This is a genomic window from Streptomyces sp. NPDC058872, from assembly GCF_042743065.1.
In the GTDB taxonomy this organism is placed as follows: Bacteria; Actinomycetota; Actinomycetes; order Streptomycetales; family Streptomycetaceae; genus Streptomyces.
The window spans coordinates 1-10,763 of sequence record NZ_JBHYMK010000110.1 but is presented as its reverse complement, the minus strand read 5'-3'; the positions used below and the strand labels follow the sequence as shown (position 1 = coordinate 10,763).

Annotated in this window: 9 protein-coding genes and 1 pseudogene; 8 read left to right on the top strand and 2 right to left on the bottom strand. The window is 72.3% G+C overall.

Features of this window, described 5'->3' with window-relative positions:
• The 7 genes from ACFW22_RS35005 to ACFW22_RS34975 all read left to right on the top strand — a co-directional run.
• Window positions 1-1,836 (top strand): PQQ-binding-like beta-propeller repeat protein (locus ACFW22_RS35005; RefSeq protein ID WP_386412631.1); only part of this gene is annotated, 1,836 nt, incomplete at its 5' end.
• Window positions 1,837-1,849: 13 nt separating this feature from the next.
• The gene (locus ACFW22_RS35000) at window positions 1,850-3,802 is read left to right on the top strand and encodes a PQQ-binding-like beta-propeller repeat protein (protein WP_386412629.1); all 1,953 of its coding nucleotides are present in this window, start codon (window positions 1,850-1,852) and stop codon (window positions 3,800-3,802) included.
• A gap of 158 nt (window positions 3,803-3,960) precedes the next feature.
• Window positions 3,961-4,644 (top strand): LuxR C-terminal-related transcriptional regulator, encoded by a 684-nt coding sequence (locus tag ACFW22_RS34995; protein ID WP_386412627.1) that lies wholly within the window; start codon window positions 3,961-3,963, stop codon window positions 4,642-4,644.
• Window positions 4,645-4,754: 110 nt separating this feature from the next.
• On the top strand, window positions 4,755-5,798 hold the full coding sequence (galT, locus tag ACFW22_RS34990; protein ID WP_386412624.1) for a galactose-1-phosphate uridylyltransferase: 1,044 nt from the start codon (window positions 4,755-4,757) through the stop codon (window positions 5,796-5,798).
• Entirely contained in the window at window positions 5,795-6,790 is a 996-nt protein-coding gene (galE, locus tag ACFW22_RS34985) for a UDP-glucose 4-epimerase GalE (RefSeq protein WP_386412621.1), read from the top strand. The genes galT and galE overlap by 4 nt, the downstream gene beginning before the upstream one ends.
• Window positions 6,787-7,926: a galactokinase gene (gene galK / locus ACFW22_RS34980; protein ID WP_386412619.1), complete on the top strand. Its 1,140-nt coding sequence runs from the start codon at window positions 6,787-6,789 to the stop codon at window positions 7,924-7,926. Before galE ends, galK begins: the two co-directional genes overlap by 4 nt.
• Before the next feature lie 240 nt (window positions 7,927-8,166).
• Window positions 8,167-8,937, top strand: coding sequence for a LuxR C-terminal-related transcriptional regulator (locus ACFW22_RS34975; RefSeq protein WP_386412616.1), 771 nt, complete (start codon window positions 8,167-8,169; stop codon window positions 8,935-8,937).
• Here the strand turns inward: ACFW22_RS34975 and ACFW22_RS34970 are convergent.
• Entirely contained in the window at window positions 8,896-9,393 is a 498-nt protein-coding gene (locus tag ACFW22_RS34970) for a MarR family winged helix-turn-helix transcriptional regulator (protein WP_386412614.1), read from the bottom strand. The two genes, ACFW22_RS34975 and ACFW22_RS34970, sit on opposite strands and share 42 nt — an antisense overlap.
• Window positions 9,394-9,554: 161 nt before the next feature.
• On the opposite strand from ACFW22_RS34970, the gene ACFW22_RS34965 reads away from it, so the two are divergent.
• Window positions 9,555-10,388: a trans-aconitate 2-methyltransferase gene (locus tag ACFW22_RS34965; RefSeq protein WP_386412612.1), complete on the top strand. Its 834-nt coding sequence runs from the start codon at window positions 9,555-9,557 to the stop codon at window positions 10,386-10,388.
• A gap of 280 nt (window positions 10,389-10,668) precedes the next feature.
• Here the strand turns inward: ACFW22_RS34965 and ACFW22_RS34960 are convergent.
• Window positions 10,669-10,763: pseudogene (locus ACFW22_RS34960) on the bottom strand (hypothetical protein); the annotation flags it as partial.

The window sequence follows — 10,763 nt, the reverse complement described above, 5'->3', positions numbered from 1 at the left end:
GGGCAGCCGGGGCCGTACGGGCAGCCGCCGTCCTCGCCCTACGGGTATCCGCAGCAGCCGGGGCAGCCGGGGCCGTACGGGCAGCCGCCGTCCTCGCCCTACGGGTATCCGCAGCAGCCGGGGCAGCCGGGGCCGTACGGGCAGCCGCCGTCCTCGCCCTACGGGTATCCGCAGCAGCCGGGGCAGCCGGGGCCGTACGGGCAGCCGCCGTCCTCGCCCTACGGGTATCCGCAGCAGCCGGGGCAGCCGGGGCCGTACGGGCAGCCGCCGTCCTCCCCCTACGGGTATCCGCAGCAGCAACCCGGACCGTACGGACCGCAGCAGGGCCCCTACGGCCACCCCACCCAGCCGATGTACCAGGGCGCCCCCACCCCGCCGCCGGCTTCCGGTGGCGGCCCCTTCAAGGGCAAGACCGGTCTGATCGTCGCGGCGTCCGCCGCGGTCGTCCTGGTCGCCTCGGTCACGACCTGGGCCGTCGTCGGCGGGAACGACGAGAAGGACCCGGTCGCCCAGCCGACCGCCAGCGCGACCGCGACCGCCACCTCCGAGCCCTCCGGATCGGCCGACACCGACGACGGCTCCGACGACGGGGACAAGGGCGAGGAGGACCTGAACGCCGGCCGCCAGCCGGGCGAGGCGAAGGTCGACTGGCTGCTCACGAACACCGTGGACCTGCCGCGCAACGGCGCGGACGTCTTCGGCCCGTGGATCGTCGGCGACACCGTCGTCAAGGCGATGTACAAGGGCATCGACGGCTACGCCCTGTCCGACGGCAAGGCCAAGTGGCACGTCGACCTGCCGTACGAGCTGTGCGCGGTCCCGTCGGAGCCGGCCGCCGACGGCTCCATGGTCTTCGGCTACGCCGAGGACGGCAAGGACGGTGCCAAGTGCACCAACCTCCAGAAGGTCGACCTGAAGACCGGCAAGGCCGGTTGGCAGAAGGCCGTGCCGAAGCCCTCGGGCCTCTTCGACTTCTCCGACAACGTCCTGACCATCAGCGGCAACACGGTCGTCGCGGCCGGTTCGAGCAGTGCCTACGGCTTCTCGCTCACCGACGGCCGACAGGTCTTCAAGGGCGCCACCACCGGCTGCAAGCCCTTCGCCTACGCGGGCGGCAGCAAGCTGATCGCCGCGATGAACTGCCCGTCGGGCAGCACCAGCAAGAAGATCCAGGCGATCGGCGAGGTCGACCCCACCACCGGCAAGCCGAAGTTCACCTTCCAACTGGAGGCGAACTGGGAGGTCGACCGGGTCTACTCGGTCGATCCGCTGGTCGTCTCGGCCACCCAGCGCGAGCAGAAGAAGTGGAGCGTCTTCGCGCTCGACGCCAACGGCAAGCCCCGCTCGCAGATCCAGGGCGGCACGGACAAGTTCGCGCCCGCGTGCGGCGGGGGCTTCGTCATCTTCGGCCGGAACCTCCAGGGGTGCACCGGGGTCACGGCCGACGCGAACACCCTCTACATGGCCACCGAGACCGGCTACGGCCAGGCCAACGAGGTCGTCGCCTTCGACCTGGCCACGGGCAAGGCCAAGTGGCGCTCGAAGGCCCCCGGAAAGCAGACGATGGTGCCGCTGCGGATGGAGGGCGGCCAGGTCCTGCTGTACGTGAAGCCGTCGTACCGGGAGGGGGGCGCCGTCGCCACCCTCGCCCCGACCGGCGGTGCGCCGAAGGTCCTGCTCCAGCACCCGGACTCGACCGCCCCGATCGAGAGCAGCCTCTACAGCCCGGGCTTCGCCTACGGCGGCGGTGTCTTCGCGGTGGCGAGCGGGCGGGTGTCGGCGGCCAACGACAAGGAAGAGATGCAGGTCAAGACGATGATGGCCTTCAGCAAGTGAGGTACGCGGACCGATGACGCAGCCACCACCGCCGAACCAACCCCCCGATCCCCCGGGCGGTTTCGGCGCCCCCACGCCTCCGCAGGGTCAAGCTCCGGCCCAGCAGGGCGGTTTCGGCGTCCCGACGCCTCCGCAGTCGGAGTCGGGGTACGGCTACCCGCAACAGGCACCGCAGTCCGATCCGGGGTACGGCTACCCCGGCGAGCCGCAGCAGCCTTCCCCGTACGGCTATCCCGGCGAGTCGCAGCAGCCTTCCCCGTACGGCTATCCCGGCGAGTCGCAGCAGCCCTCTCCGTACGGCTACCCGACCGAGCCGCAGCAGCCCTCTCCGTACGGCTATCCCGGCGAGCCGCAGCAGCCCTCTCCGTACGCCGGTTACCAGCCCCAGCCGCCGGCCCAGCCGCCGTACGGCTACCCGACGCAGCCCCCGCAGCCGCACGGCGGCTATCCGCAGCCCGCCGAGGCTGCGGCGCCGGGCGGCAAGAAGGTGTCGGCGCAGCTCCAGATCATCATCGCGGCGGCCGTCGCGATCGTCCTGATCATTGCGGCCGGCATCTGGTACTCCCGTTCCGGCGACGGTGGCGGTGACGGGGGCGACGGGGCCAAGGGCTCCGGCGGCACCTCCCAGGGCTCCTCCTCGGGCAAGGACACCGGCGCCGAGGGGCTCGGCGGGGGCGGCAAGGAGAAGCCGCCGGCCGACACCAAGGCCAAGGTGACCTTCAAGGTGGGGAAGCCGAAGGTCGAGGACGTCACCGACGTGTCCGGCTCCTGGATCACCGACAAGGCGTTCGTGAAGACGGGGGTGAACTCGCTCGTCGCGTACGACCTGGACAAGGGCGGCGTGCTGTGGACGCTGCCGCTGACCGGCCAGGTCTGCGGGGCCTCCCGGCACGTCAGCGCCGACAACAAGGTGCCGATCCTCTTCGAGGCCGCCAAGCGCGTCGCGCCGCGCTACTTCCAGCAGTGCACCGAGGTCGGCGTGGTCGACCTGAACACCGGCAAGCTGGTGTGGTCGACCTCGATCACCGGCGGTTCCGCCGGGGACCAGAAGGCCCGCTTCGGCGAGGTCACGCTCAGCGGTACGACCGTCGCGGTGGGCGGCTTCGACGGCGGCGCCGCCTTCGACCTCGCCAACGGCAACCCGCGCTGGAAGCCGCAGGCCAACGACCAGAACTGCTACGACCTGGGGTACGGCGGTGGCGAGGCGCTCGTCGCGGTCCGCAGGTGCGGGGTGTACAGCAATCCGTACGTGCTGATCCAGACGATCAACCCCACCACGGGTGCCTCGATCTCGCAGTACAAGATGCCGCCCGGAGTGAAGTACGCCTCGGTCGTCTCCACCAAGCCGCTGGTCGTCGCGGCCGACGTCGGCGAGACCGCCGGCGACGGCAGCGGCATCTCGGACTTCTTCTCGATCGACGAGAAGACCGGGAAGCTCAAGGCGAAGATCACGGCCGACGCGGACCGGTACGCGGCCCGCTGCCGGGTGACCCGCGTCGAGTCCTGCTCCCAGGCACTCGTCGGGAACGGCCGGCTGTACGTGCCGACCGAGGAGCACGAGGGCAGCGGCGGCGGGTTCGGCAGCGAGACGAACGAGATCATCGGCTTCGACCTGAACACCGGGCGCATGGTGCCCGACAAGACCGACGCCGGCGACCGGTTCACCCTCATCCCGCTGCGGATGGACGGCGGCAATCTGATCGCCTACAAGGCCCCGCCCTACGACCAGGGCGGCCAGATCGTCTCGATCGACGGCGGCACCATGAAGGAGACGCTGCTGCTGCAGAACCCGGTGGACAAGTCGCTCGACAACCCGGAGAGCAGCTTCGGACTGAACGGCGCCGAACTCCTCTACCGGGACGGCCGGTTCTTCATCGCGCAGACCCTGGTCAGCAAGCCCCGGGAGAACGCCTCTCCCGACGACATCAAGGAGTACCTCGTCGTCTCCTTCGCCGTCGCGCGCTGACGCGGCGGGCGAGTGCGTCGGGCCCCTCCGGTGATCCGGAGGGGCCCGGGTGCGTTCCGGGCCCGTGATTGGCTCGGTGTCGAGCGGGGGAGCGTGTAGCTTGCCGGGTTCAGGCAGCCGGGACGTCCGGCGGGCCGGGAGAGGGGGGGTTGACCGGGATGGGCGTACGCCTCGTGGTGGTGGACGACCACCGCCTGCTCGCGGAGGCGCTCGCCTCGGCGTTGAAGCTGCGCGGGCACCGGGTGCTCGCAGCGGCTGCGCCGGTGGCGGGGGCCGCCGAGCTGGTGGTGGGCCGGGCGCCGGAGGTCTGCCTGGTGGGCACGGCGGCCCCGGACGCGCCGGGGGCCTTCGATGCGGTCGTGCGGATCAAGCGGGAGCGCCCTCAGGTGGCCGTGGTGGTGCTGGGGCCGGTGCCCTCGCCGCGGGGGATCGCGGCGGCGTTCGCGGCCGGTGCTTCCGGGTACGTCCGTCACGACGAGCGCATCGAGGGGGTCGAGCGGGCCCTGGTGAGGGCCAGGTCGGGGGAGTCGGCGATCGCGCCGCAGTTGCTCCAGGGGGCGTTCGCGGAGCTCCTCCATCCTTCGGCGCAGCCGGACGACGAGGCGCAGCGGCTCCTGCAGCTGTTGACGCAGCGGGAGGTGGAGGTCCTCGTGCGGGTCGCGGAGGGCGAGGACACCCGCTTGATCGCGGCGGGGATGGGGATCGCGTCGAGCACGGCGCGGACGCACGTGCAGCGGGTGCTGATGAAGTTGGGGGTCGGTTCGCGGCTGGAGGCGGCGGCGCTGGCGGCCCGGACGGGGCTGCTGGACCGGGCGGTTCCGGGGCAGCGCGGCTCCTTCTGAGGCGGACACGGGTCGGGTCCCGGGAGCGGGGCCCGGCTTCGCCATTGACGGTGATGTTTGAATGTGATTTTTTATGAGGGGTTCTGTTTGGTTCTGCCGGAGGGTGCCCCGTGAAGAAGACCGTCACCACGCTCGCCGACGGGCGCGAGCTGATCTACTACGACGGGCGCGACGACACCGTCCGCACCGCCGTCGACCCCCGCTCCCTCGCCCCCGTCGTCTCCCGTTCCGAGATCCGGTACGACGAGCTCACCGGTGACCCCGTCGCCATCGCCTCCCACCGGCAGGCCCGCACCCACCTCCCGCCGGCCGACGCCTGTCCGCTCTGTCCGGCCCGGGACGGCCGGGAGAGCGAGATCCCCGCGGAGGACTACGAGGTGGTGGTCTTCGAGAACCGCTTCCCCTCCCTCGCCGGCGGGATCGGCCGCTGCGAGGTCGTCTGCTTCACCGACGACCACACGGACTCCTTCGCCGACCTCGGCGAAGAGCGCGCCGCGCTCGTCCTCGACGCCTGGACCGACCGGACCGCGGAGCTCTCCGCCCTGCCCGGCGTCGAGCAGGTCTACTGCTTCGAGAACCGGGGCGCGGAGATCGGCGTCACCCTGCCCCACGCGCACGGCCAGATCTACGCCTTCCCGTACGTCACGCCCCGCACGGCCGCGATGCGCCGCCGCGTCGACGCCCACCGGGCCGCCACCGGCCGGAACCTCTTCGACGACCTCGTGGCCCGGGAGCGGGCCGATGGCGAGCGGATGGTCCTGGAGACCGAACACTGGACCGCCTTCGTGCCGTACGCCGCCCGTTGGCCGTACGAGGTGCACCTGCACCCCCGACGCCGGGTGCCCGACCTGCTCGCCCTCGACGCCTCCGCCCGCACAGAATGCGCACAGGTCTACCTGGAACTCTTGAGGCGCTTCGACCGGATCTTCGGCCCGGGCGAGCCGCCGACGCCCTACATCGCCGCCTGGCACCAGGCGCCGTTCACGGACGAACGGCGCGGGGACCTGGGACTGCACCTGGAGCTCTTCACCGTCCGACGGGCCTCCGGCAAGCTGAAGTTCCTCGCGGGCACCGAGTCCGGCATGGGCGCCTTCATGAACGACGTGCGGCCGGAGGACGCGGCCCGACGACTCCGAGAGGTGGCAAGCGCATGACCACGACCACGCAGAGGTACCTGGTGACCGGAGGGGCGGGATACGTGGGCAGCGTGGTCGCCGCCCACCTCCTGGAGCGGGGCCACCGGGTCACCGTGCTCGACGACCTCTCCACCGGCTTCGCCGAAGCCGTCCCGGAGGGCGCCGAGTTCGTCCGGGGCCGCGTCCAGGACGCCGCGCGGTGGCTGGACCCCTCGTACGCCGGGGTCCTCCACTTCGCCGCCTTCTCACAGGTCGGCGAGTCGGTCGCCAAGCCCGAGGCGTACTGGGAGAACAACGTCGGCGGCACCATGGCCCTGCTCGCCGCGATGCGCGCCGCCGGCGTCCGCAAGCTGGTCTTCTCCTCCACCGCAGCCACTTACGGCGAGCCGACGGCCGTGCCGATCACCGAGGCCGCCCCGACCGCCCCCACCAGCCCGTACGGGGCGAGCAAACTGGCCGTCGACCACATGATCGGGGGCGAGTGCACCGCCCACGGCCTGGCCGCCGTCTCGCTGCGCTACTTCAACGTGGCCGGGGCGCACGGCCCGTTCGGCGAGCGGCACGAGCCCGAGTCGCACCTGATCCCCCTGGTCCTCCAGGTCGCGCTGGGCCGCCGGGAGGCGATCTCCGTGTACGGCGACGACTACCCGACCCCGGACGGCACCTGCGTCCGCGACTACATCCACGTCGCCGACCTCGCCGAGGCCCACCTGCTGGCCCTCGCCGCGATGACGGAGGGCGGCGTGCCGGCCGGCGAGCACCTCGTCTGCAACCTCGGCAACGGCAACGGCTTCTCCGTCCGGGAGGTCGTCGAGACCGTGCGGAAGGTCACCGGCCACCCGGTCCCGGAGACCACCGCCCCGCGCCGCCCCGGCGACCCGGCCGCCCTGGTCGCCTCCGCCGAGGTCGCCAGGGAGCGGCTCGGCTGGACGCCGTCCCGCCCCGAACTGGCCGATGTCATCGCCGACGCCTGGGACTTCGCCCGGCAGCGGGAAGGAGCGCGCCGGTGACCGTCGCCGCCGCCTTCGAAGCGCTGTACGGCGCCGTGCCCGACGGGGTCTGGGCCGCTCCCGGGCGGGTGAACCTCATCGGGGAGTACACCGACTTCAACGACGGCTTCGTGCTGCCGCTCGCGCTGCCGCACACCGCGGTCGCCGCCGTCTCCCGCCGCGACGACGGCGTGCTGCGCCTGCACTCCGCAGACGTCGACGGCGGGACCGTCCACCTGGACGTCGCGGATCTGGAGCCGCTCTCCGGCGGTGGCTGGGCGGCCTACCCGGCCGGTGTCGTCTGGGCGTTGCGGGAGGCCGGGCACCCGGTGACCGGGGCGGACGTCCACCTCGGCTCGACCGTGCCCACCGGTGCCGGGCTCTCCTCCTCGGCGGCCCTGGAGGTCGTCACCGCGCTGGCCCTGAACGACCTGTTCGGGCTCGGGCTCTCCCGTCCCGAGCTCGCCCGGGTCGCCCAGCACGCCGAGAACGCCTTCGTCGGAGTGCCCTGCGGGATCATGGACCAGATGGCGTCCGCCTGCGCGCGGGCGGGACACGCCCTCCACCTGGACACCCGGGACCTCGCGCACCGCCAGGTGCCCTTCGACCCGGGAAGCCAGGGGCTCCGCCTGCTCGTCGTCGACACCCGGGTGAAGCACGCGCTCGGAGACGGCGCTTATGCCGAGCGTCGCGCCGGCTGTGAAGCGGGTGCGCGGGCGCTCGGCGTGCGCACCCTGCGCGAGGTGAGCGCCGCGCATCTACCGGAAGCGCTCGGGCGTTTGAGCGATGAGACGATTCTGCGGTACGTGCGGCACGTCGTCTCCGACAACGCCCGGGTGGAGCGGACCGTCGCCCTGCTCGCCGCCGGTGACCTCCGCGCCGTCGGTCCCGTCCTCACCGAGGGCCACGCCTCCCTCCGGGACGACCTGAGGGTCTCCTGCCCCGAGCTGGACCTCGTCGTCGAGACGGCCAACGCGGCCGGAGCGCTCGGTGCCCGGATGACCGGAGGCGGCTTCGGCGGCTCGGTCGTCGTCCTCGTCGAGGACGAGTGCGCCGCGGCGGTCGCCGCCGCCGTCGAGAGCGCCTTCGCCGGGGCCGGGTACGCGGCTCCCGGGGTCTTTCCCGCCGTCCCCGCGGCGGGCGCCCGCCGGCTCTGAACCACCGCACACACCCGGACTGCTTCGGACAGTTCCGCGAATCTGCCCCCACCGGGACGTGTCGCCCCTACTCTGAGGGGCAGCGCCGGTGGGGGCCGGTGCTGTTCAGGGGGCGAGACCCGTCGGGTACGGCGCCAGGAGCGGGGTAACACTCAACGCACGGCGGCGGCCCTGCGTTCGGCGAACCCGCCTCCGGCGCCGTACCCGCGTCGGCCCGTTCCTCGACACTTGGGAGTGTCCGTGGCACGCATCCGCGTCCTGGTGGTGGACGACCACCGCGTCTTCGCCGAGTCGCTCGCCGCCGCCCTCGCGGCGGAGCCCGATGTCGACGTCGCTGCAGCCGGCAGCGGCCCGGCTGCCCTGCGCTGCCTGGAGCGCGGTGCCGCGGAGGGGCGCAGGTTCGACGTGCTGCTCGTCGACGCCGAGTTGGGCGCGGGGCCCGCGGGCACGACCGTGGCGCACGCCGTGCCCGATGATGCCGAAGCCGTCGTGGACGGGATCTCGCTGGTCAACGGTGTGCGCAGGGCACAGCCCGGGCTCCGCGCGATCGTCCTCGCGGAGAAGGACGATCCGCGCCGGGCCGCACTCGCGCTCCAGGCCGGAGCCTCCGGCTGGGTCGCCAAGGACTGTTCGCTGCAGCGACTGCTCGCGGTGGTGCGCGGGGTGCTGCGGGACGAGACGCACCTGCCGCCGGCGCTGCTGACCGGGGTGCTGCGGGAGCTGACGGAGGCCCGCAAGCACCGGACGGACAGTGAGCGACTGGTGGAGTCGTTGACGCCGCGCGAGCGGGAGGTGCTGCGCTGCATGGTCGCGGGCCTGGGCCGCAAGGCGGTCGCCGAGCGGCTCTTCCTCTCCCCGCACACCGTGCGCACCCACATGCAGAACGTGCTCGGGAAGCTGGGCGTGCACTCGACGCTCGCGGCGGTGGCCCTGGCCCGTCGGGCCGGGGTGGGCCCCGCGGAGCCGCTGCTAGCCGGGGACGTTGTCGAACGGGGCGGTCAGCCGGCGTAGCAGCGCGGCGAGTTCGCCGCGCTGGGTGCCGGAGAGCCGGGACAGGATGGCGCGCTCCTGGGCGAGCAGCCCGGCCAGTGCTTCATCGGCGCGGTCGCGCCCCTCGGGGGTGAGCCGGACCAGGACCCCGCGCCGGTCGCTGGGGTCGGGGAGCCGTTCGACGAGGCCCTTCTTGGTGAGCCGGTCGATGCGGTTGGTCATGGTGCCCGAGGTGACCAGGGTCTGGGTGAGGAGCTGACCGGGGGAGAGCTGGTACGGCGCTCCGGCGCGGCGCAGCGAGGTGAGGACGTCGAACTCCCAGGGCTCCAGATGGTGCTCGGAGAAGGCGAGTCGACGGGCACGGTCGAGGTGCCTGGCGAGCCGTGAGACACGGCTGAGCACCTCGAGCGGTTCCACGTCGAGGTCGGGGCGCTCACGGCGCCATGCTGCGACCAGTCGGTCGACCTCGTCCTCCATGACGATCAGTGTAGAGGGTCTGTTGACATAAAGTCTCTTGTATTCAAGTTTCTTTATGTCAAGTATCTTGATTTCGAGATATATTTCCCTGGAGTATGGGGAAGGCACCGGCCGGAAATCGTTCCGCTTCGGCACCTCATACCAGCAAGGGGGCTTCGAACATGCATTCCGTGGAATCCGCCGCACCGATCTGGGATCCCCAGCAGTACCTCCGGTACTCGGGCCATCGCACCCGTCCCTTCCTCGACCTGCTCGCCCGAATACCGCACCTGTCGAACCAGGACGGCCCCGCCCGCATCGCCGACCTCGGCTGCGGACCCGGCAACGTCACGGTCCTCCTCGCCGACCGGTGGACCGAGGCGCACATCACCGGGTTCGACCTCTCGCGCGAGATGCTGGAGCGCGCCGAGAAGGACTGGGCGGGCACCACCGGCGGCGGTGGCTGGCTCGACTTCCGGCCCGCCGACCTCGCCCACTGGACGCCCGAGGAGCCCTACGACCTGATCGTCTCCAACGCCGCCCTGCAGTGGGTCCCCAACCACCCCGAGTCCTTCGCCGCCTGGATCGACGGACTCCGTCCCGGCGGCACCCTGGCCTTCCAGGTCCCCGGGAACTTCACCTCGCCCAGCCACGCCCTGCTCGGCGAGCTCTGCGAGACCCCGGAGTGGCGCGCCCGCCTCGGGCACCAGGGCCGTCGCTTCGTCCACATCCTCGACACCGCCCAGTACCTGACCCGCCTCGCGGACCTCGGCTGCGAGACGGACGTCTGGGAGACCACCTACTGCCAGTTGCTCCAGGGCGAGGACCCCGTCCTCGACTGGGTGAAGGGCACGGCGCTGCGCCCCGTCCTCACCGCCCTGGGCGACGACCAGGAGGCGGTGGACGCCTTTCTCTCCCAGTACCGTGCGCTGCTGCGGGAGACGTACCCGCCGGGGCCGCACGGCACGGTGTTCCCGTTCCGCCGGATCTTCGCCGTCGCCCGCAAGAAGCCGTGAGCGCCGGGCGGAAGGCGGCCGAGCCGTGCGGGCCGGCCCGGCCCGCACACGCGGGCGCCCCGCACCGGAGGTCCGGTGCGGGGCGCCCGCGCTCACGACGGAGCCGGCATCACGACATGGAGTCGTAGATCTGGTAGCCGTATCCGATCTTGGCCCGGGGGGTGAACTTGCCGGGGCTGGTGTTGAGGTAGCGGTAGAGGTCGCCGCCGGAGGTGACGCCGAGGAGGTCGGCCTTGCCGTCGGCGTTGAGGTCGCCGGGGGCGATCAGCTTGGAGTAGGTGTTCCAGCCGGTGCCGATCTTGACGCGTCCCTTGAAGGGGGTGGTGGCGACGCCGGTGCCGGCGTAGAGGTAGAGGTCGCCGCCGGGGGTGCGGG